Here is a 23,059-nt window from a genome sequence, read left to right on the forward strand (position 1 = left end):
CTTGTTTAAAAAAACAACCTATTGCAGAACATAGGCTGTTGTGAATCTTACAAAATTATTGCTCTTGATAGATCTGATCGAACACGCCACCATCATTAAAGAATTGCGTTTGCGCTGCCTGCCAACCCCCAAAAAAACCATCAATAGTGACCAGTTTTAACGGTGCAAATTGCTCAGCAAACTCTTTAGCGATCGCGGCATTACGTGGACGATAAAAATGTTCTGCAGCAATGCGTTGGCCAACATCGCTGTACAAGTATTGCAGATAGGCTTCAGCGACCACACGGGTGCCTTTGCGATCGACGTTGCGATCAACCACCGCTACCGGCGGCTCAGCTAAAATTGAGATGGATGGAGCAATGATCTCAAAGCTGTCAGCACCGTGCTCTTTCAAAGTTAAATAAGCTTCGTTTTCCCATGCCAGTAGCACATCACCCATGCCGTTATTGGTAAAGGTATTGCTTGCTGCCCGTGCGCCGCTATCTAAGACTGGCACGTTGGCGTACAGACGTTGCACAAAGTCCTGCGCCTGTTGCTCGCTGCCGAATGCTTGCTTGGCATAGGCCCAAGCGGCTAAAAAGTTCCAACGTGCGCCGCCTGAGGTTTTTGGGTTCGGTGTGATCACACTAATCCCAGGTTTAACCAAATCACCCCAGTCTTGAATCTGTTTGGGATTGCCTTTGCGTACTAAAAACACAATCGTAGAGGTATAGGGTGTGCTGTCGTTAGGTAAGCGGTTTTTCCAGTCTTTAGCGAGCCAATTACCGCTACGGTGCAGCTCATCAATATCAACGGCTAACGCGAGAGTCACGACATCAGCGCGTAAACCTTCAGACACTGAGCGTGCTTGCTTGCCTGAGCCTGCGTGGGATTGTTGAACCTGTAAGGCCTCGTGGCCTTGCGCTTGCCAGTGTTGATTAAAGGCACGATTAAAATCGCTATAGAACTCACGAGTGGGGTCGTACGAGACATTGAGTAAGGTTTGTGCCTGCGCAGTAACAGCGACAGTCGCTAATAATAAACCTGTAAAAAAACTTAAACGGCGGCGATAAATTGACATGCTGTACTTCCTAAATAAAACCTTCACTAAAAAAAATTGACACAAAGGACTCGCGCATTCGCCAACAGCAGCATGTCAGTGCCGGCTCAGACAGATAGTGATTACCATGACTTGAAATAGAGAGAAGCATGATGCGTCCTTAATACCAATACGCCGGTTAGTGTTGGCGTTAGGGTGCTTATCATAGGCGCTATCGCTTATTCTTTAAAATACTGTTTTGTGATTCTCTTATTCTTTAATTGAATTAGAGAGTAAAAGATTGCTTATTCTTTTTAGTTATAGATAAATGATTTTATATTCTTTTATTGATGATCAGGGTTGTAGCATAGTAATTGCCACTGACACATTACTGAGGAAGCACCCATGAGTATTCAATTAGGCGATACCGCACCCGATTTCAAACAAGATTCAAGCGAAGGATTGATTAGTTTCCATGAGTGGTTGGGCGACAGCTGGGGCGTGTTGTTCTCGCACCCCGCCGACTTCACCCCGGTATGCACCACTGAGCTGGGCTTTACCGCTAAGCTTAAAGATGAGTTTGCGGCACGCAATGTTAAGGCGATTGCTTTATCGGTTGATCCAGTGGATTCGCATCATGAGTGGATTAAAGATATCAATGAGACGCAAAACACTAGAGTGAATTTCCCGATCTTGGCTGATGACGATCGTAAAGTATCTAATCTCTATGATCTGATTCACCCAAATGCCAGCAATACTTTAACCGTACGCTCACTGTTTATTATTGATCCCAATAAAAAAGTGCGTTTAACCATTACTTATCCAGCCAGCACGGGTCGTAACTTCCACGAGATTTTACGAGTGATCGACTCACTGCAACTGACTGATAACTATAAAGTGGCAACGCCAGCCAACTGGCAGGACGGGGAAGAGGTGGTGATAGTGCCATCGATTCAAGATAAAGCCGAGTTGGAGGAGCGTTTCCCTAAAGGCTATCGTGCAGTCAAACCTTACCTGCGTCTGACTCCACAACCCAACCGTTAAGTTAGTCAGTCGCGCGGCTGCACACAAGCACTGTGCGGCCGCGGTATCTTGATAAGGAGAGCGCTGATGCGCAATAACACTGAACTGCGTTATTTGATCGTGCCGGGCTGGCAAGGCTCGCCTGCTGAACACTGGCAGTCGCATTGGCAGCAGGTGTTGCCGCAATGTGCGCGGGTTGAGCAAGATGATTGGCTGCTGCCGCAACGCCACGCTTGGGTTGCCGAGCTTGAACAGCAGATTGCGATCGATCAACGCCCAGTGCTGTTGATTGCCCATAGCTTAGGCTGCGTCACGGTTGCGCATTGGGCGGCGCAGGCCTCTTCTGATTTGCTGGCGCGGGTACGTGGTGCTTTATTGGTGGCACCGGCTGATGTCGAGCGCCAAGATTGTCCGGCCGCCTTGCGTAACTTTGCGCCTATACCAAATGCTGATTTGCCCTTTCCAAGCGTGCTGGTAGGGTCCAGTAATGATCATGCCGCCGATGCACAGCGAGCCTTACAGTTTGCCCAGCAGTGGGGCAGTGAAGCGGTTATCTTGCCTAACGTTGGCCACATTAATGTGTGCTCAGGTCATCAGCGCTGGGAACAAGGGTTTGCTTGGTTATATCAGTTGCAAGAGCGTAGTGACCTTGGCGACCAGCGTCGAGCTTGACCTTAGAGTCACAAGCCTATGGGCCGCGTTAAACTTCTGCTAAGCCTACCGTTGCTCGCGCATTAGGATAATGCAGAGATTGCCGTCTCTGGGCGATAGCCGATTCTAAAACCGCCCCAGTGCTTACCATGCACGTAAATAGGTACAGAAATATCATGCATATGCTCACCAGTCTCACGGATGTAGGTTTGCAACAGCAAAGGCTTTTGATGGTTGCCACAGCGCGCACCGACCCTATCATTAAAAATGCGTTTGGTTCGGTTATGTAAGTAGTCGTGTTGGTAATCGCCGGTCAGCGGCTGGCTGTAGACCAGATTGTGGGTCGGAATATAACCTTCGGGGGTGATGCCAATAGCGAAGACGGTATTGCTATTGTGCTTGAGGATGGGTTCTTGAATGGCGCTGAACACCTTGTCGGTATATTTATCGAAGGCAGTGCTGTATTTCTTGGGATTGGTATTGGCAATCTCTTTATAGTTGCGATCAAACAATGCCGACTGGCTGATGCTGCCCAGTTCAATATCATGCTCAAATTGCGCGCTAATCTTTTGCGCCGCATCTTGCGCTAAGTTGTAAATCTGTTGGTGGTAGTCTGAGAGGCTGACCTCAGAAAGCTTTTCACTGATGTCTTCTGTTTGGCCTTCTAGTAATACGGCTGATTTGCTCAGCTGGGCTGTTTGCTGATCACTGTCAGAAAGATTCTGGCGGATTTGCGCCACTTCTTTGAAAAGTTCATCAAGCTGTAAGCGGTTGCTTTGTGTACCGCTAGCAATATTGGCGACTTGCTGCTCAACCTTGATAGCCAGTTCGGTGATATTAATCAGTTGCGCACCGGCATTCTCGACTAATTGCACGCTACTGTTTAGGTCGGTAATGAGTTTATGTTGCTGAGCGGCGACATCATTGGTGTGTTGTTGAATATCTTGCACCATGCTTTCCACTTCTTTGGTCGCTGTCGCCGTACGGCTGGCTAAGCCGCGCACTTCATCAGCGACTACGGCAAAGCCGCGGCCATATTCACCGGCACGTGCTGCTTCAATGGCGGCGTTTAAGGCGAGTAAGTTGGTTTGGCTAGCAATTCCTTGGATGACAGACGCCACCTGCTGGATTTCACGGCTGCGTTGGCTGAGGTTATCAATTAAGGCACGACTGTTATTGGCTTGCTGTGCTAGCGCTTGAATACTAAATGTGGCTTTTTCTAGACCGCTTTGACCCGATTGGCTGTTGCTGCGCACCGCGCTGGCGGCGCTTAGGCTTTGCTCGCTCAGTTGTGCCGTCGCTTCTTCAGTGCTGATCATTTGCCCTGCGTTGCTTTCAATGCGTTGCGCTGAGTTGACGAGGGAAATCAGTTTTTGTTTGAGCTGTTGAGCCGCATGGCTGACACCGGCTGCTGTTAATGCGCTGGCGGTAGTGGCATGGGATAAGTGCCGCGCTAACTCGGTGGTCTTATCGTCGTTGCCCGAGGTCGCAATCAATGCAGCTGGGCGTTGCAGCAAAGGGAGTACAAAAATAGGAATTAATAAGAGAGCGCTGGCCCACAGCGGTGCATCCAGCCGCCATAAAACGGCAAGAGCAATAACACTGCTAATTTGTAAAGCAAGGGTGATAGATTTGCAATAATTCATGAGCGCAATGGGCCTTATTCGGACAGGTAAAACAAAAGTTATAGTTGTTGGTATTTTGTTTAATTGCTGAATCGTATTGCGTCATAGTGAGTGGCTAAATGCCATTGCACTTTAGTTGCTAGTCGACGCACTTTAGTCTTGAAGAGGGCTGAGCGCAGCGTTTTATCAGTTTGACGAGCGATTAAGACGTGGCAATTTATTGGACAGTGTTTTGAGGTAGGCTAGACGCTCATAGCACAACGTGATCTCACCGCTGTGCATATTGTACCAACTGTCGGGTGTGCCACAGGCGGTGATACGCAAGCTGAGCTCGCGCGGTAAGGCAAAAAACTCGCTGGCCCGTTTGGCCAACGCTTCCAGTTCGCCACTGGCTTTGACTTTATCTAATAGATCTTTACCCCCCTCCAAATGCTCAGGCGGAGTGTCGTATATCACCTGGATACGGTGTTGAACGGGTTGATTGGGCTCACGTTTAAAGTGCTCTCGAAACCATAACGCTGCATATTTGGCTTGCTCGTATTCGTCTTGACAATAAAAGGCTCGCTCTTCTGGGAGCCCAGTGACCTCGATAATCCATTCAAGGTTTTTAGGGTCACTGCCATAGGCTAAACAGGCGATATTATAAAAACGCTGTTCATCAAGCGCATGACTGTCCCAGGCGTATATTTCTTCTGCAGGTTGTTTCGCACGTTGCCACTCTAGACGCCAGTAATCCGCTACATCGAGCAGGCGTAATGGAAAATCAGGTATTTGCTGGCGATCGTAAATTAAAAACAAGCCAATGAAGCCTAACTGATCGGCAGCATCCTCCTCGCGCCCGAGCACCGGCAGCTTTAATTCGTGAATCAGCAGGTGACCCATTTCATGCAACAATGTGAACTCAGCATTGGTAGTGATAAAACGCAATTGCTCGATACTGGCGGGTACCTCTAATACTGCACTCTGCGTTAAAGACGGGCTGAGTATTACGCATAGCGCTATCAATAGGCGCAAACGCAGTTGCTTGCAAAGAGACGTCAGCCAAGAGTCGGGCATAATTTATCAAGATCCTCCAAGGCAAAAGGAAGTTTGGGCTGTGGCCATTGTAGGTCCAGTGACTCGAGTTTTTGAGCCATTAAACTGCAAAACAGTAAATTGCGTAGCGGTTTATTATTGGCTGGTAAAATATGCCAAGGGTGCGAGGCTGTACTACTTTGCATAAAGGCTTGATTCCAGTTACTTTGAATGGCGTCAAAACACTGGTGACCGGTTAAATCTGCGACCGATACTTTCCAGTGTTTTTCTGGATTAATAAAGCGTTGCTGTAGACGACTTTTTTGTTCATCTTTAGAAATATGTAAATAGACTTTAAGCAAATGGATATTTTTTTCAGCCAATTGTGCTTCAAACTCAAGTAGCTGTTGCAAGCGTCCAGCGGCTTGGCTGTCATCAATATAGCCATCAGCTAAATCACTGACTAAGCCTTCATAGGGGGTGCGGTTAAATACAGTGAGCGTGCCTGGCGTGGGCAATTGTTCGCGGTAACGCGCTAAAAAGTTTTCACGACGCTCAAGCTCAGTGGGTTTTTGAAAGTCACTGACACGTACACCTTGCGGATTAAGGCCACGTAGGCTGTTTCGAATCACGCCATCTTTTCCTGAGCAGTCTGGACCTTGTAGCCAGACTAAAATAGCCTGGTTTTTATTGGCCCAGAGCAGTTGTTGCTGGCGATCTAAGCCGTTACGTACTGTTTTTAGACGAATATCGGATTCTTGCGTGCTCAAGTCGAAATCGCGGGCAGGATCGAGCGATAGTCCTGTGTCGGAGCGGTAAAAACATTGTTGTAGTACGGAATCGGCGAGCCGCATATTAATCCTTATTGCGCTGGAGTTGATCTTTAAGCTGGGTTGGCAGTTGACGAATAATTAACATATCGCGGGCTTCATCATATTCAACTTTAGAACCAAGCAGGTGCGACTCGAAGCTAATCGAGATGCCTTCGGCACGACCAGTAAAACGATGGAAAGCATTTAAAGTGCGCTTGTCAGCAGGGATTTCTGGGGATAAGCCGTAATCTTTATTACGAATATGGTTGTAAAAGGCTTTCGGGTTATCTTCATCGAGAACTTCCGATAAACCTTCAATACTCACCCCTTCACCCCGCTTGGTTTGACTATTGGCATAGCTGATTAGGCTGTTAGTTTTTTCCCGAGCTTGTTCTTCGGGTAAGTCTTCACTTTCCACAAAGTCACTAAAGGCTTTCAGTAGTGTACGGGTTTCACCTGGGCCGTCGACGCCGTCTTCGCAGCCTAAAAAGTCACGAAAGCCATCGATGACTTTTTTACCGTTTTTGCCCTTAAGGTATGAAATATACTGCTTGGACTGGTTATTGTTTTGCCATTCAGACAGGTTGATCCGTGTGCCTAAATGGATCTGGCTAAGATCAAGGTGGCGTGCTGAGTTAATCTCAAGGCCCTCAGTGATGACCATGCCTTCGCTGTGTTGCAGGATGACGATACTTAAGTAGTCAGTCATTCCTTGCTGATAATGGGCAAATAACACGTGCCCAGAGAGGGTGATATCAGCCTCGTCCAGATGTTTTTTTAGGTGTTCAATAGCGTGTTGGCTAAACTGGGTGAAATCAATTTTCTCCGCGAGATAGTCGGCCAGCCAATTTTGTAATGGCGCTGCAGAGCTATCTGCTTGGAAAAAGCCCCATGCTTTGCTCGGTTTACTGTTGTAGCTGTCATTGATGTCCGCTAATAAATGCTCTAAATCGTTACCTAGCGACAGACTTTCACTGCGAGTGCGCAGCACGGCAGCGCTGTCATCTGGTTTTTTATCAATAAAATGAACAATACAGTGATGAATGGGCATGTGGTTATAACCTTTATGGTAAAAAGCTGCGATCTCACTGTAGACGTTGCAAACAGTGAAATCGCAGCTATAAGCGGTGATGTTGAGCTATTGAGTGGTGTTTGTCTGCGCTTTAAGCTGCTGTAAGCGCTGTAAAACATAGCGGACATGCAAATGCAGTTCATATAACTCATTGGTGTAAGACAGCGGTACTTCAACTTTAGCCAGCTCATCTTGCATCTGCGTCAGACGCTCAATTTCGCTATCAAGATGTTGTGGCAAAGTGTCGTTAGTCAGCTGTCTATCAACGTCTCTTAGATATTTATACCAGCGGTAAATACGCGCACGAATCCGCCAGCGATAGATGGGACCGGCTACTTTAAACAGGGGGAATAACAACACCAGTAAAGGAATTACTAAAATAATATAGCGGTCGGCAAGTGAAGCAATTCTAAAAGGTAGATAGCGTTGCAACAACGGTAAGCCTTTATTATGAAAGTACTCTGCTTCTCTGAGCTTGGTGAAATCATGCGGTAAGTTTTGCGGCCATGTGTCAGGTGCATCAATCAGCGTACCGTACTTCATCACTTCTTGTGCTGCGGCTAAGAGCAATGCGCTTAGTGCTGGATGAAACGACTGATTGGCCATTAGCATCGCAACTGGACTGAGTGTCGTCGTATCGTGATTGGGTTGATTCGTCGCCAGATTAAGCAAGCCTTGACCCACTTCAATCTCAGTAATAAACGGCAGGCGGGCGCGATAAGCGGCGGCTTGATTAAAATTGACCAGTTGTAGCGCGCCGTGACTGGCGGCCTCCTGAATTAAGCTACTTTCGGCTGGACCTAAAAAGAATGCGGCATCCAGTTGCTGGTCGAGCAGGGCCCTTAGCGCTTTTTTGCCACTGAAAGATTGCCAGTTGGCGGGTAGATTGTGATTGTCTATTTGGTTGGCGGCCAGCATCGGGTCAACCATCATGCGAATGCCGCCTTTGGCTGTCCCTACAGCTGTGCGCAAGGGGATGAGGTCATTGACGGTATTGATCTCAATGCCTTCACGAACAAATAGCCAGAGCGGCTCTTGATAGACAGCGCCAAGATTATAGAGTTGATCGCGTTGTGCTTGGTTGAGCTCGAGCTCTTGGCCGCTTTGCATCAGAGCAAGCTGTATACCGCTGTTCTTATCGAGCAAGCGTTCGGTGTTTTCGCGTGAGCCTTTGCTATTGATCAGTTTAAGCTCAAAGCCTTCTTTGGCCAGTTCGAAACGTAGTTTTTCTGCAAACTGGGCATAGCCGCCGCCGGCGTTGCCGGTGCTCATCGTGGCGTGCATCGGCGGTGGTGGCGCCACAAAATAAAATAAGGCTGCGACCAAAGCGGCTAAAACAGGTACCAACCAGAGGTTGGCACGTAACATAATAGAGAGATCTTGCAGAATACGATTCATGGGCGCTTCCTGTGCAGCAGGCGTCGTTATTATAGTGTGTTTGGGCTTTTGCGACGTGGGATACCAAAACGTTGGCGTCTTTCCCATAAGCATTTACGGCTGATACCTAATTTACGTGCCAGGTCAGTTTCTGTCATTTGATCTTGGTGCTCAAGTACAAAATGCTGAAAATAGTCTTCAAGTGATAAATCACTGGCGGCCAATTCCGTCTCGGCATCAGCCTGGGCTAATGCTTTTGATTGCGCTGCACTGGCTGCATCAAATGCATCTTGGTTACTTTTTTCTTCTGCTAAATCGACATCAATACCCATCAGTTCAGTGGTTACTTGGCTGCCCTCACAGAGAATAACCGCACGTTCTATAGAGTTTTCTAGCTCGCGTACATTACCGGGCCAACTGTACTTTATCAGCGCTTGTTTGGCTTGCTCGGTAAAGCTCATGGGTTCTTTATCCATGCGCAAACGCTGGCGCTCCAGCAGAATTTCAGCAATTTCCACAACATCATTTTCGCGATCACGTAACGCCGGTAAGTGCAGAGCAATAACATGTAAGCGGTAATACAAGTCTTCACGGAAGCCGCCGGTTTTAGACAAGCCTTTCAAATCACGGTGAGTTGCGGCGACCAGACGCACGTCAACTTTCTGTGATTGCACTGAACCAACACGGCGGATCTCTCCTTCTTGTAAAACGCGTAACAAACGTGCTTGTGCTTCCAAAGGCAGTTCACCAATTTCATCCAAAAACAGAGTACCGCCATCGGCTGCTTCAACCAAACCCGTGCGTGCTGATACAGCACCGGTAAAAGCACCTCTTTCATGACCAAATAATTCGGATTCAATCAGCGTTTCTGGAATGGCTGCACAGTTTACTGAAATCATCGGCGCTTTGGCGCGTTTGGATAGATTGTGCAGAGCGCGGGCGACCAACTCTTTACCGGTACCCGACTCACCTTGAATCAATACGTTGGAGTCGGTTGGTGCAACTTTACGGATTTTACTGTACAGCGCTTGCATGGCTGCGCTGCTACCAATAATACCGATATCAGAGTTGTCTATGGTGACTTGATCGGTCAGCGATAGCTCATCATCATCAACGGCGTCGGTGCTATCGAGGTCGCTGTGTTGATGATCGGCAATGATGCGTGCCACAGTTTGCAGCATTTCATCATGATCAAAGGGTTTGGCAATGTAATCAATTGCGCCTAAGCGCATGGAGTCAACCGCAGAGCGCAAACTGGCGTAACTGGTCATAATCAAGACCGGCCTTGGTTCGGCCAGCTTGATCATCTCTGTGCCGGGAGCGCCAGGTAAGCGTAAATCGCTGATAATCAAATCAAACGACGGAATATGGTGTTGTTCTTGTGCTTCTTGAACTGAACCCGCTTCACTCACCTTATATTGATTGCGTTCAAGCAGACGACGCAATGCCGAGCGAATAATGGGTTCATCTTCAACAATCAAAATATGATGCATTGACACTCTCTCTAAACAAACCGAATGACGTGCAGTGTTATGACGCAGTGGCTCATAACAAATCCGTCACTACTGGGCTGGAGGATGGGGTGTGGCGTGGCAAGGTGATGCGGAAACGCGTACCGCACTGTTGCTCAAGATCGGATGGGCTATCAACATGGATTTCACCATGGTGTTCTTCAATGATCGAGTACACCACTGCAAGCCCTAAACCGGTTCCTTGGCCAGGGTCTTTGGTGGTGAAAAAAGGCTCAAATAAATGTACTAAACTCGCACTGCTGATGCCGCTGCCCTGATCCTCTATAGATAACTCTACATGAGAATGGCTGGCCTTTGTACGGATATAAATATGTCCGAGCTCAGGGCTGGCATCGCGAGCATTAGAGAGCAGGTTGATCAGCACTTGCGCCAGACGTTGGGCATCACCAAGAACCCAAAGTTGGGTATTGCACAGGTTAAAATAGTATACGGATTTACCCAGTTTATTAAGACTGAGCAAGTGAATGGCTTCGCTGGCGACATCAAAGAGACTGACTGGCTCATGCGTATCGTGTTGCTGTTGGCCGGCGTGAGAGAAGCTCATCAACGATTGCACAATACGCGACACACGTTTGGTTTGCTCAATGATTTGGCTACTGATTTCACGGATCTCGGCATCTTCATCGCGTTCATAATGTAGGTTTTGCGCCAAGCAGGCAATCCCGGTAATTGGGTTGCCGATTTCGTGGGCGACGCCAGCAGCGAGACGACCAATAGAGGCTAAACGCTCTGAATGCACCAGCTTATCTTCAAGCAAGCGTGTTTGCGTCGCATCTTCCACGAGTAATACGAGACCGCTATTACCTGGCGCTAGCGGCTCATCAATAGCAGCTTTATGCAGATTGAGCCAGCGTGATTCGTAAGGACCTTGCAAGGCATGCTTATACATATGAGGGTTGTCGCCTTGGGCAAAGTCCATCAGCAGTTCGCGCCAAGGGGAGTCAATACTGTCTAGGCGCGAGCCAACCACACGTGATGCGGTAATTCCTGTTAGATCTTCTAAGGCGCGGTTCCACATCAGAATCTCGTGGTCCTTGGCCAGTGAGCAGACACCCATCGGTAAGTCTTGTAGGGTTTGCCTATGATAGCGGCGTAAGGCATCCAATTCGGCAGCAAGGCCAGTTAGACGTGACTGATAGTCTTCTAAGCGGCTTTCGATAAAGTGGATGTCTTCGGTAACATAGGTTTCGCTGTCTACTTTGTAAGGTAAAAAAGTATTAACGAGGTCTTGAGCAACGCTGGGGCCCATTAAACCGGATAGGTTAGCCTCAATGCGGTCGCGTAAGCGTCGTAAGGCAAAGGGACGGCGTTCATCAAAGGGGAAACGTAAGTCTTTTAGTGCTTGTTCAACTTCCCGTTGCGCAGTAACGGCACCGAGTGGTTTAGCCAACTCTGCTGCGAACTCTTGTGGTGTGCCCGCGTACAGCTCACGACGCTCTGATCGACGTACATTATTAACCACGCACGCTTGTGCTGAACGTTGCTCCTCAAGACTGGTGCGGGTTAACAGTGATACCAGAATAAAAACAATGGAATTGGCCCCCAGCGCCGCAATCGCAGAAAAATGCCAGTTGTGATTATCCAAGACGTAGGTGTAATCAAAGAATGGCAGATAAAATTCTTGCACAGTGCTGAACATCGGTAGCAGCATACTCACTGCCCAAGTCAGCATGCCTGCCACCGCACCGCTGATAAATCCATAGCGGTTGGCTTTCGGCCAATACAGGACTGAGAGTACACCCGGTAAAAACTGTAAAGTTGCGACAAATGCGACTAAGCCAAGGCTGGAAAGTCCTTGTTTGGATCGCAGTAAGAGATAAAAACTGTAACCGGCTAAAATAATCGCAAAAATTAACCAGCGTCGAGTCCACTTTAACCAGCGATAAATATTACCTTCAGCTGGCGGTTGATACAGCGGTAATACAATATGATTTAGAACCATGCCAGACATGGCTAAGGTCAATACGATAATAACGCCACTGGCTGCGGATAGGCCGCCGACAAAACCCAGCAGAGCCAAACGTTCACTGTTGACCGCTAAGCCTAAGCCAATGGTGAAGTACTCCGGGGAGGTGGGAGCGCCGAGTTTTAAACCAGCCCATAAAATAGGCAAGATCGGCAAACTCATCAGTAATAGAAATAGAGGCACTCCCCAGCTGGCACTGACCATTGCTCGTGGATTGATATTCTCGGTAAAGGTCATGTGATACATGTGCGGCATTACAATCGCGGAAGCAAAAAACAGTAGTAATAAGGTGCGCCATGGGCCTTCTTGTAAAGGAAGCTGCAGCTCTTTGAGGATCTGACTATTGTGCATAAGCCAGATATCGAGATCACCTGGCCCGTCAAATACAACAAACAGTGCGTAAGCACCAATAGCTAACAACGCGAATAGCTTTACCAGTGATTCAAAGGCAATGGCAAACACTAAGCCTTCGTGCTTTTCACGGGTCGCAATATGTCGCGCGCCGAACAGAATTGAGAACAGGGTGATTAACACACAAAAAGCTAAAGCGACCCGATCTTGAATAGGTTTGCCGGTGAGAATACCAATGGTGTCGGCTACTGATTGTATCTGCAAAGCCAGTAGTGGCAGGGCGCCAAGGAGCATGCCGATGGTGGCAATGGCGCCGACCCCGCTGCTACGAAAGCGAAAGGCCAGTAAATCTGCTAACGAAGAGAGTTGATGGGTACGGGTGAGACGTAAAATAGGGTAGAGCAACACCGGTGCTAATAAAAAAGCACCCGATAAGCCTAAGTAAATGGCTAGAAAACCATAACCATATTGATAGGCTAAGCCGACTGAGCCAAAAAACGCCCAAGCACTGGCATAGACGCCCAATGACAAAATATAGGTCAAGGGGTGATGGATAATTGCTCGTGGCACCCAACCACGCTCACTGGCCCATGCGACGCCAAACAGTGTCAGTAAGTAAATTGTGCTGATTAGAATCAGCTGGCTTAGACTAAAGCTCATCAGCATCTTGTTGGCTCTGCAAAATAAAAGTCACCACAATAAGAATCAACCACAGTAAATAAGGTCGATACCAGACACTATCTGCTGCAGTCCACCATTGCATAATGGCGGGTGAAAACAGGTACATGCCAACAACTAAAATGAGGACTAAACGATAAATATACATGATGCTATCCAACACACAAGTGTCACCGATAGTAACCAAGCAGGCGACAATCTGCCACAGTTAAGTTTGGCAGATTGCGTATTTATCGTACAAAATGACCTTGACGACGTTCAATTCGAAACTCAAGCGTGCTGGCGCGATAGCCTGCTCGCAGACTGGGTAGCGGTAAGCAGGTGAGCCACTCAGCAGCAGGCACCAAGGGGCTTGAGCTGCTATAGCGTGCTTCGGTAAACAGGGTTTCGACGAGATTGATATTCTCGCCGGGACGGTAGGCGGCGATACGCCACTGCAAACCTTTTAGTGATTTATCGGTGTTGTTACGTAATTGCACACGCAGAGGGGCATCGGTTGAGCACTGACTTGGTGCATAACTGATTTGCATATCTAAACGATCAAGTAGGTGTTGGTTATTGCGCTCGTCAAAAATCAACCAGCCAGCAATACTCGCCAGTACTGCAATAACAGGCACACCAATAGCCAAGGTGCGCTTGGGATAGCGTAACAGTAGAGCAATCCACGTCAGTGGAATTAAAGCAGGTGGTAGCATTGACTAGTCCTCAGGGTGATCGCGTAAAAATACTAAGTGATGGGGTTTGGACTGTTCAGCATTGTAATAGTAGCCTTGCTCGGTAAAGTCTTTGAGCGCTGATAATGAATCTACTTTATGTTGAATGACATAACGCGCCATCATCCCGCGAGCTTTTTTAGCGTAAAAACTGATGATTTTATACTGACCGTTTTTCAGATCTTTAAAATCAACCTCAACTAAGGTGGCTTTGAGCTGCTTGGGTTTAACCGCTTTAAAGTATTCATTCGAAGCAAGGTTGAGTAACACGTCAGTCTTTTGCTCGGCTAAGCACTGGTTCAGAGAGTCTGTTATGCGCTCACCCCAGAACTCATAGAGGTTATTGCCGCCAGAGTTGTGCAGTTTAGTACCCATTTCTAAACGATAGGGCTGCATTAAATCCAGCGGTCGTAAGACACCATACAGACCGGATAAAATACGTAAATGCTGCTGTGCGTATTGCATATCATCAGCACTTAAACTCTCGGCATCTAAGCCTGTGTAAACATCACCTTTAAAAGCCAAGATCGCTTGTCGAGCATTCTCTACAGTAAAATCAGCGTGCCACTCGGTGAAGCGCGCCACATTAAGGCCGGCTAACTTATCTGATAATTTCATCAGTTCTGCCAGTTGATTGGGCGACAGCTGACGCAATACCTCAATCAATTGGCTTGATTGCTCAAGATAACGCGGCTGGGTGTAGTCTGTCAGCGTTACGGGACTGGTGTAATCCAGCGTTTTAGCTGGCGAAATAACCATAAGCATAAAATTAGATCCTTGTAATACGGCTGCCAGCAGCAAGGCAAGCAAGCGGATAAGCGGACAATATGTTTCTGAGTATACAAGCTCTCAGAGTGAATAGGCGTTGGCGTTATACCAATTGGCCAGCAAATGCACTGTGAATCTGCGACAATAGTCGGCTCTGATTTAGATATGTATTAGTCGTTAATGAGCAAACAACACACCCAGCACGCATTACTTGCACAGATTAAACACGCCATGAGCGTTGATCAGTACCGCTTACGTCGGCGATTATTGGCTTTACTAAAAACACCAGAGCATGAACAGCAATTGCTGCAATGGCAACAGGATCTCGAGAAATCCTGCTCTCAGGTCGTCAATCGTCGCTTAAGCATTCCCAGTATCCGCTACGATGATAGCTTGCCGATTGCTGAGCGCCGTGAAGATATTAAAGACGCTCTGAATAAACATCAGGTGTTGATTATTGCGGGTGAGACGGGGTCGGGTAAAACCACACAGTTGCCTAAGCTCTGTTTAGAGCTGGGACGCGGTACTCAAGGCTTGATTGGTCATACTCAGCCAAGACGTTTAGCCGCGCGCAGTGTCGCCGCTCGGATTGCTGAAGAGTTGGCCACGCCACTGGGTGAGTTAGTGGGTTATCAAGTACGCTATGAAGATCAGAGCCATGAGCGCACGCTGATTAAGTTAATGACGGACGGTATCTTGTTGGCGGAAACCGGACGTGATCGGTTTTTGCAGCGTTACGATACGATCATTATTGATGAGGCGCATGAGCGCAGTCTCAATATTGATTTCTTATTGGGTTATATCAAACAAATTTTACCGCGCCGTCCTGATCTTAAAGTCATCATTACTTCAGCGACGATTGATTTAGAGCGTTTTTCTAAGCATTTTGATAATGCACCAATTATTGAAGTCTCTGGGCGCACCTATCCGGTGGATACGTGGTATCGACCTTTGGTGGCAACGCAAGATGAAGATGGCAACTCAGTTGAGGAAGACCTCAGCGTTGATCAAGGCATTCTCAATAGCTTAATAGATATTGCTGAACATGAGCGCAGTGAAAAACGCTTACCCGGCGATGTCTTAGTGTTTTTACCCGGTGAGCGTGAGATTCGTGATTGCGCGGAAGTCTTGCGCAAAGCCCAGCTTAAACATACCGAAATCTTACCGCTGTATGCGCGTTTGTCGCCCAGCGAGCAGCAGAAAATCTTCCAAAGCAGTCCTGCACGCAAAGTGATTCTGGCGACTAACGTTGCCGAAACTTCGTTAACGGTACCGGGTATTCGTTATGTGATTGATAGCGGTACCGCGCGCATCAGTCGTTACAGTTATCGGGCGAAAATCCAGCGTCTACCAATTGAAGCGATCTCACGTGCCAGTGCCAATCAGCGTCAAGGTCGTTGCGGGCGCGTAGAAGCAGGGATTTGTATTCGCCTGTACAGTGAAGCCGATTATTTAGGCCGTCCAGAGTTTACCGATCCGGAGATTTTGCGTACTAACTTGGCTGCGGTGATTTTGCAGATGTTGCATTTGCGTCTCGGCGCCATTGAGGATTTTCCTTTTATTGAGCCGCCCGAAGGCAAAGCCATCAGCGATGGTTTTAATGTCCTGCAAGAACTCAGTGCGGTTGATCGTGACAGTCTTCTGACCCCTTTGGGTAAACAGCTGGCGCGTTTACCGATTGACCCTCGGGTTGGACGAATGTTGTTGGCCGCTGCCGAGCAAGGCAGTTTGCGCGAAATGCTAATTGTTGCCAGTGCCTTATCCATCCAAGATGCCCGTGAGCGTCCCGCCGATAAGCAGCAAGCGGCCGATCAAGCACACGCGCAGTGGAAAGACCCCGATTCTGATTTTGCCGTGTTGATCAACATTTGGCGCAGTTTTGAAGAGCAGCGTTTAGCCTTAGGTAGTTCCGGTGTGCGCCGTTGGTGTCGTACGCATTTCCTTAATTATTTACGTATGCGTGAATGGCGTGATGCCCATCGTCAGCTGACTTTGATTTGCCGCGAGCTGCAGTTGCCGTTTAATCAGCAACCGAGTGATTACGCGCAGTTACATAAGGCCTTGTTGACCGGCTTGCTCAGTCAAATCGGGCAGAAGACCGAGGAGAATGATTTCTTAGGGGCACGGCAGCGCCGTTTTCATATTCACCCGTCCAGCACCTTAGGGCGTAAGCGTCCACAATGGCTGATGGCCGCAGAACTGGTCGAAACGACAAAGTTGTTTGCCCGACTCGTGGCAAAAATTGAGCCGGAGTGGGCCGAGCAACTGGCTGAGCATTTACTCAAGCGTACTCATCTTGAGCCACACTGGGAAAAGCGTCGTGGTCAAGTTGTCGCTTATGAACAAATCAGTTTGTATGGCTTGATTATTATCGGTCGTCGCGCCGTGCATTACGGACCGATTGATCCAGTCCTGAGCCGAGAAACTTTTATCCGTGAAGGGTTGGTGGCCAATGAAATCCTCAGTCGTGCACATTGCTTACAGGCCAACCGAGAGTTATTAAAAACCCTCGATAAACTCGAAGCAAAAGCGCGTCGTCGCGATATTTTAGCCGATGAGGAAACCCTGTTTAGTTATTACGCTCAACATATTCCTGCCGACATTTACCAAACCGCTAGCTTTGATCGTTGGTATAAGCGCAGCTGCGAAAGTGATCCGCAACTTTTACTGATGACTGAAGCGGATGTGCTGGCGCGTGAAGCGACCGAGGTCACCGCCAATCAGTATCCTGATGTTTTAGAGTGGCAGGGTATTCAGTTGCCTCTCAGCTATCACTTTGAACCAGGGCATTCGCGCGACGGCGTAACCGTAACTATTCCAGCACCGCTGCTGGCGCAAATTCCAGAATCACTGTTGCAGTGGCTGGTGCCGGGTATGCTGACGACACGTTGTATTGCGCTGGTACGCGAGTTACCAAAAGCCGTGCGTAAAAATTTTGTCCCAGTGCCTGATTTTATTGGTGCGGCTTTAGAGGGTATGCCATTTGCGCAAGGATCGCTGACTGAAACGCTGGGTCAGCAATTATTACGTATGACCGGCGTGCGTGTCAGTGAAGAATTATGGCAGCAGGCGGTTGAACAGCTGGACGAGCACTTGCAGATGAATATCGAGGTGGTCGATGCCGACGGCAAACGTTTGGGCGAAGGTCGTGATCTGGCCGAGTTGCGTAGTCGCTTTGCCGGTGCTAGCCAGCAAGCGTTGTCTGAACTGCAGCAGAGTAAAGCGACGCCACATACCGTAGCCAGTGACAGCTTTACTGTGCAGGCGCAAAGTACACATAAAGTTGCGGGTATGGCGATGACGGTCTATCCGGCCTTGGTCGACAACGCGGGTGAGGTGCAAGAAGGCCGTTTTTCTACTCAGCAGCAAGCTGACCAAGAACATCGCCGTGCGCTGCAGCGTTTATTGTTGCAACAGGTTGCCGAACCGGCTAAGTATTTGCGCAGCCGTTTGCCAGGGCTCACCGAAATGTCGCTGCTGTACCGCGATTTAGGTCGAGTAGAGGCGCTGACTGAAGATATTCTCTTGGCTGCTGTCGATCGGTGCATGTTGCAGGATCTAAAGGTCTTGCCACGTGATGCGCAAGCTGTTGCTCAATTGGCTGAGTCTAAGCGCGGCGAGTTTGTAGCGGTGGCTGAGCATTTAGCGAAGACGGTATTGATCGTTTTACAACGCTGGCATGAAATTAAAAAACGTTTAAAAGGGCGTATTGATTTATCGATGGCAGTTGCATTGAATGATATTAAAGCTCAGCTGGCCAGCTTGCTGTATGCAGGTTTTGTCCGTGATACACCAGCGGTTTGGTTGCAAGAGTATCCGCGTTTTTTAAAGGCGATTGAACAACGTTTAGATAAATTACCCAGTCAAGTGCAGCAGGATAGGGTTTGGACTGTCGAGTTAAGCAGCTACTTAGATAAGCTCAACAAGCGTGAAAATAAGCATAAGCAAGAAGGCAAATACGATGAGGCTTTGAGCTTATATCGCTGGATGCTAGAAGAGTATCGAGTGTCACTCTTTGCCCAGCAGCTGGGCACCAAAGTACCCGTGTCGGATAAGCGTCTAAGTAAGCAGTGGAGCTTAGTTGAGGATTAGTTTTGCGCCTGTATTCGAGCCCAACTAGGCAAGGGTATAGGCGCAAAAATAAGCAGCTTTTATCGCGAATGACGGCAGCTTGAATACAACAAGCTTAGGCTAATACATCGTTTGTGATGATTTTTCTGTCAGTACAGTACCTTTGCTTAACGACTATTTTAAACCATCATACAGCTATATTGTTTAAAAAAATAATCCTCGAATGTCTAAAACCTTATCTTCTACATAAACCGTTTTAGCAAATAAAATGATTGGCGTTGTGTGAATCTCTATTGTGTTTCTAGCGAGCTATCGCGAGTTGATTGCTCGCGATAGCTCAGCTGATTTACTCGAGTAAGCCGTCAGTACGGAACATGGCTTTAATACCACGCAGCGCTTGGCGCGAGCGATCGAGGTTTTCGATCAGAGCAAAGCGTACATAATCATCGCCGTATTCACCAAAACCAATACCTGGTGAGACGCTAATTTTAGCCTCAGCCAGTAATTTTTTAGAAAACTCCAATGAACCTAGGTGTGCATAGGCTTCAGGAATTTTCGCCCAGATATACATCGAGGCTTTTGGGTTTTCGACCATCCAGCCGATTTCATGTAAACCTTTAACCATAACATTGCGGCGCTGACGGTATTTCTCAGCAATATCCAGCACGCATTGTTGATCGCCTTCCAGTGCTGCAATCGCAGCCACTTGCAGCGGGGTGAAGGTGCCGTAGTCGTGATAGCTTTTGATTCGCGCTAAAGCGTTAACCAGTTCGTGGTTGCCCACCATAAAACCAATCCGCCAGCCGGCCATATTGTAACTTTTCGATAAAGTAAAGAACTCCACCGCAACATCACGCGCGCCTTCCACTTGCATAATTGAAGGAGCTTTCCAACCGTCATAGACGATATCGGCGTAGGCCAAGTCGTGAATCACAATAATATTGTGCTCGCGAGCGAGGGCGACCACCCGTTCAAAGAAATCCAGTTCGACACATTGTGCGGTGGGATTAGAGGGAAACCCCAGAATGATCATTTTTGGTTTAGGTATTGATTCGCGAATCGCTTTCTCCAGTTCCACGAAAAAATCCACGCCGGGAATCAGCGGTACTGAGCGTACTTGTGCACCGGCGATCACTGCGCCGTAGATATGAATCGGGTAGCTGGGATTGGGTACCAAGACCATATCGCCTTGATCTAAGGTGGCGAGCATTAAGTGCGCCAGACCTTCTTTCGAGCCAATAGTAACAATCGCCTCAGTCTCTGGGTCGAGATCAACCGCATAGCGTTTTTTATACCAGTTGGTAATTGCCCGACGCAGACGCGGAATGCCGCGTGACGTCGAGTAACCATGGGTATCTTCGCGTTGTGCGACTTGCACCAGTTTTTCCACGATATGCGGCGGTGTTGCGCCATCGGGATTGCCCATGCTGAAGTCAATAATATCCTCACCGCGACGGCGTGCAGCCATCTTTAATTCAGCGGTGATATTGAAAACATATGGTGGCAAGCGATCAATGCGCGAAAAGCGCCGGGGTGGACGAGTGTCAGTCATGTAAGCCTCTATAAACGTAAGCGCCCAGAACCGTCTGAGCGACGTCGACTCATGCGTGAGTCAAGCGTACAAAAATACGCTCAGTTGTTATGAAGTTCAAGTGGGCTGGATAAACCTTTAGCGAAAGCGCGGGCCATACGCAGCGACCAGTAATAAAGCAGCCGCCAAAACAGCAAAAGCGGCACTTAGCGAGCTGTAATGAGCGACTGCGCCCATCATCGCAGGACCGACTAAGACACCCGCAAAACCAATGGTGGTGGCTGCTGTGATGGCAAGGTGGGTGGGCATATGGGTTTGCTTGCTTAGTGAGGAAATCAGCACGGGCGAGACATTGGCGCAACCTAGACCGCATAGCGCATAACCGACTAGAGCAACTTCCCAATGTGTTGTGATAATGCTTAATAGAATACCTGCAGAAGCGAGTAAGCCACCACAAACAATAATACGTACACGGCCAAAAAGCTCAACTAAGGCATCGCCTAAAAAGCGACCGATGGTGACCATCACTGCAAAACTTGCATAACCGAGGCCTGCTTGCGCGGTGGCAATCTGTTTATCTTGGATTAAGAATAAAGCACTCCAATCTAAAATAGCACCTTCAGCAAGGTAGACAATAAAGCACATTAAGCCGACTAATAAGATCCAGCCGTTGGGCCAAACAAATGCGTCTGTGCTACGCAGAGTGCGCTCGCTTAAATAACCTTGGGCGGCATATAGGCTCAGCATTAGCATCAGTAAAACGACTAGCAACGTGCTGATAATAGCGGAGAAGCCTAACATCAGTAGAATAATCATCAATGCAGAGCCGAAAATAGTACCAAGGCTAAACATGCCGTGAAAGTTTGACATCATGCGGCGATTGATGCGATTTTCGATACTTAAACCTTGGATGTTAAGAACAATATCCAGCACGCCAAGGCTGCCACCAAATAAAAATAATGCCAGCCCCAATAGCGACAATGACGTAGCAGTTGCCATTAGCAGTAACGTCGCTAATAAAATTAAAGTGGCGGTTAGCAAGCATTGGCGAATATTAAAGCGGCTGGTTAAGACTGCGGATAATGGCATGCAACACAGTGAGCCGACACCGATACATAGCAGCATCAAGCCAAAGGTGGCGTCGGTCATGGGAATATGTAAACGTACATAAGGTACTAACGGCGCCCAAATTGACAAACCGAGACCGGCGATAAAAAAGCCAACACGTGAAGCGAGAATATTTAAAATTTGCAAATCGTTACTTTTGTGTGCAGTAAACATAGCTGTTCAACTCTTAAAAAAATGGAAGGTTTTTTCTAAGAGTGCGATTACCACAGGTGCAGTATGCCGTGATCAAAACTGCACAATTGCCAAGCATGCTGCAGAGCGGTAAGTCGATGCATAGTGTTTATCAGTTCAGTACTTTACATTGCTGGGGACAGAGCAAGAGAAATATAAGTTCGTGGTTTGGAACGTGGTATATTACCTGCAAATTATTGTTTTGTGATGAGTATTATGAAGTTTATCCACCAGCGTGAGTATTTGAAAGAAGGCGATACTGTTATTATTCAATGCTCGCAAACCTGCAATATCCGTCTGATGAGTGACGCGAATTTTCGCAGCTTTAAAAATGGCGGCCGCCATACCTACCATGGTGGTGCGTTTGAAGATTTTCCTGCGAAGATTAAAGTGCCCAGTACGGGTTATTGGAATATCACTTTAGATACGGTGACTCGCCGTGCTGTCAGCGTCACACGCAAGCCGGCCTTTACTCATAAAATTAAAATCGTTCGTAACAAAGATAATCTGCTACCACGATAAATATCTCTTGTGCGCTGGTTTGTTCTAGCCCAGCGCAGTATCCAAAAACATCATCACCGCAAAGCCTGCCATCAGTCCAGATGTTGCTGCGGCTTGGTAGCCATTGCGGTGAGTTTCTGGAATCACTTCGTGACAAACCACAAAAATCATCGCGCCTGCCGCTAAACCCATACTCAGTGGGTAAGCTAAAGCCAGACTACTCGACATAGCAAAACCCAGTATTGCGCCAATCGGCTCCAGCACACCTGTGGCTGTGCCAATTAAAAAAGCTTTAGTGCTGCTTAACCCAGCACTGCGTAACGCTAAGGCCACAGCAAAGCCTTCAGGGATATCTTGAATAGCGATGGCTAAGGTCAGTGGCAGACCTATTTGCAAGTCGCCGTGGGTAAATGAAATGCCGATCGCCATACCTTCTGGCAGATTATGCAGGGCAATCGCAAAAACAAATAACCAAATCCCACTAAGACGCTGAAACTCTGCGCCAGACAGGGCTTCGCTGGCCTGCTCGTGAGGAGTGAAATAGTCTAAACCCAGCATCATTATAGTGCCCAAGCCTAAGCCTAACACCACAATCGCAGCGGCTAAAAAGCGCTGATCTAAAATCTCTTGTGCTGCTTCAATACCCGGTAAAATTAACGAGAAAGCGCTGGCAGCTAGCATCATCCCTGCGGCAAAGCCCAGTAGACTGTCTTGCGTGCGTACGCTAATACCGTGAGTAAAGAAAATCAGTAGGGCGCCGACTGTTGTCGCAATCAAGCCAGCCATGCCACCGCTAATAGCATAGTGAAAGTTATCAAGGTGTAAGCCCTGATAGGTTGTGATCAGTAATAATATCAAAACCAATAGCAAACAGCCGGCAAAACTTAGAGCGAGCCAAGGTCGGTTGCGGGCTTGTGCTTGCCATGCTCGGAAGAGTTCTTGCTGTGCTTTATCAGTTGTCGCCATTGTCGCCACCTCTTAAACAGAGCTTGAGTGTACGAAACTGCACGCTGATAGAACAGAGGGTCAAGCCAGTATTGAGTGGGGATAGCGCTGG

General features: G+C 48.0%; 17 protein-coding genes and 1 pseudogene. 4 read left to right on the forward strand and 14 right to left on the reverse strand.

Annotated features, from left to right (window positions below; all coding sequences use genetic code 11):
• Positions 1 to 55: 55 nt before the first annotated feature.
• Positions 56 to 1,060, reverse strand: a complete 1,005-nt coding sequence (locus JYJ62_RS00190; protein ID WP_205340170.1) for a sulfate ABC transporter substrate-binding protein — start codon at positions 1,058 to 1,060, stop codon at positions 56 to 58.
• A 363-nt stretch (positions 1,061 to 1,423) separates the two neighbouring features.
• Here JYJ62_RS00190 and JYJ62_RS00195 point away from each other — a divergent pair, with 363 nt between their 5' ends.
• The gene (locus JYJ62_RS00195) at positions 1,424 to 2,062 is read left to right on the forward strand and encodes a peroxiredoxin (RefSeq protein ID WP_205340171.1); all 639 of its coding nucleotides are present in this window, start codon (positions 1,424 to 1,426) and stop codon (positions 2,060 to 2,062) included.
• 66 nt (positions 2,063 to 2,128) lie between these two features.
• Positions 2,129 to 2,713 (forward strand): RBBP9/YdeN family alpha/beta hydrolase, encoded by a 585-nt coding sequence (locus JYJ62_RS00200; protein WP_205340172.1) that lies wholly within the window; start codon positions 2,129 to 2,131, stop codon positions 2,711 to 2,713.
• A gap of 62 nt (positions 2,714 to 2,775) precedes the next feature.
• Here the strand turns inward: JYJ62_RS00200 and JYJ62_RS00205 are convergent, their stop codons facing one another.
• The 10 genes and pseudogenes from JYJ62_RS00205 to yaaA all read right to left on the reverse strand — a co-directional run bounded on the left by JYJ62_RS00205 (position 2,776) and on the right by yaaA (position 14,597).
• On the reverse strand, positions 2,776 to 4,338 hold the full coding sequence (locus tag JYJ62_RS00205) for a methyl-accepting chemotaxis protein (protein ID WP_205340173.1): 1,563 nt from the start codon (positions 4,336 to 4,338) through the stop codon (positions 2,776 to 2,778).
• A gap of 165 nt (positions 4,339 to 4,503) precedes the next feature.
• The gene (locus JYJ62_RS00210; RefSeq protein WP_205340174.1) at positions 4,504 to 5,373 is read right to left on the reverse strand and encodes a DUF4344 domain-containing metallopeptidase; all 870 of its coding nucleotides are present in this window, start codon (positions 5,371 to 5,373) and stop codon (positions 4,504 to 4,506) included.
• Positions 5,355 to 6,185: a polyphosphate kinase 2 family protein gene (locus JYJ62_RS00215; protein ID WP_205340175.1), complete on the reverse strand. Its 831-nt coding sequence runs from the start codon at positions 6,183 to 6,185 to the stop codon at positions 5,355 to 5,357. The genes JYJ62_RS00210 and JYJ62_RS00215 overlap by 19 nt, the downstream gene beginning before the upstream one ends.
• Before the next feature lies 1 nt (position 6,186).
• On the reverse strand, positions 6,187 to 7,194 hold the full coding sequence (yejK, locus tag JYJ62_RS00220; RefSeq protein WP_205340176.1) for a nucleoid-associated protein YejK: 1,008 nt from the start codon (positions 7,192 to 7,194) through the stop codon (positions 6,187 to 6,189).
• An 87-nt stretch (positions 7,195 to 7,281) separates the two neighbouring features.
• A complete protein-coding gene (locus JYJ62_RS00225; RefSeq protein ID WP_205340177.1) occupies positions 7,282 to 8,613 on the reverse strand; it encodes a TAXI family TRAP transporter solute-binding subunit in 1,332 nt (443 codons plus the stop codon).
• 290 nt (positions 8,614 to 8,903) lie between these two features.
• Positions 8,904 to 10,085, reverse strand: a pseudogene (locus tag JYJ62_RS00230) (sigma-54-dependent transcriptional regulator); the annotation flags it as partial.
• A 52-nt stretch (positions 10,086 to 10,137) separates the two neighbouring features.
• Positions 10,138 to 13,107: a sensor histidine kinase gene (locus JYJ62_RS00235; RefSeq protein ID WP_205340179.1), complete on the reverse strand. Its 2,970-nt coding sequence runs from the start codon at positions 13,105 to 13,107 to the stop codon at positions 10,138 to 10,140.
• Positions 13,091 to 13,267 carry a hypothetical protein gene (locus JYJ62_RS00240; protein ID WP_205340180.1) on the reverse strand — a complete coding sequence of 59 codons (177 nt, stop codon included), beginning with the start codon at positions 13,265 to 13,267 and terminating at the stop codon, positions 13,091 to 13,093. Before JYJ62_RS00240 ends, JYJ62_RS00235 begins: the two co-directional genes overlap by 17 nt.
• Before the next feature lie 82 nt (positions 13,268 to 13,349).
• The gene (locus tag JYJ62_RS00245) at positions 13,350 to 13,814 is read right to left on the reverse strand and encodes a multidrug transporter (RefSeq protein WP_205340181.1); all 465 of its coding nucleotides are present in this window, start codon (positions 13,812 to 13,814) and stop codon (positions 13,350 to 13,352) included.
• A gap of 3 nt (positions 13,815 to 13,817) precedes the next feature.
• Positions 13,818 to 14,597, reverse strand: coding sequence for a peroxide stress protein YaaA (gene yaaA / locus JYJ62_RS00250; RefSeq protein ID WP_205340182.1), 780 nt, complete (start codon positions 14,595 to 14,597; stop codon positions 13,818 to 13,820).
• A gap of 183 nt (positions 14,598 to 14,780) precedes the next feature.
• Here yaaA and hrpA point away from each other — a divergent pair, with 183 nt between their 5' ends.
• Positions 14,781 to 18,692, forward strand: a complete 3,912-nt coding sequence (gene hrpA, locus JYJ62_RS00255; protein WP_205340183.1) for an ATP-dependent RNA helicase HrpA — start codon at positions 14,781 to 14,783, stop codon at positions 18,690 to 18,692.
• Positions 18,693 to 19,017: 325 nt separating this feature from the next.
• On the opposite strand, the gene alaC is transcribed toward hrpA, so the two are convergent.
• A complete protein-coding gene (alaC, locus tag JYJ62_RS00260) occupies positions 19,018 to 20,223 on the reverse strand; it encodes an alanine transaminase (RefSeq protein ID WP_205340184.1) in 1,206 nt (401 codons plus the stop codon).
• A 117-nt stretch (positions 20,224 to 20,340) separates the two neighbouring features.
• On the reverse strand, positions 20,341 to 21,483 hold the full coding sequence (locus tag JYJ62_RS00265) for an MFS transporter (RefSeq protein ID WP_205340185.1): 1,143 nt from the start codon (positions 21,481 to 21,483) through the stop codon (positions 20,341 to 20,343).
• Positions 21,484 to 21,717: 234 nt separating this feature from the next.
• Here JYJ62_RS00265 and JYJ62_RS00270 point away from each other — a divergent pair, with 234 nt between their 5' ends.
• Positions 21,718 to 22,023, forward strand: coding sequence for a DUF1883 domain-containing protein (locus JYJ62_RS00270; RefSeq protein WP_205340186.1), 306 nt, complete (start codon positions 21,718 to 21,720; stop codon positions 22,021 to 22,023).
• Positions 22,024 to 22,047: 24 nt separating this feature from the next.
• Here JYJ62_RS00270 and JYJ62_RS00275 read toward each other — a convergent pair whose 3' ends face one another.
• Entirely contained in the window at positions 22,048 to 22,968 is a 921-nt protein-coding gene (locus tag JYJ62_RS00275) for a ZIP family metal transporter (protein WP_205340187.1), read from the reverse strand.
• Positions 22,969 to 23,059 lie beyond the last annotated feature (91 nt).

This window comes from Denitrificimonas caeni, from assembly GCF_905120345.1.
Taxonomy (GTDB): Bacteria; Pseudomonadota; Gammaproteobacteria; order Pseudomonadales; family Pseudomonadaceae; genus Denitrificimonas; species Denitrificimonas caeni_A.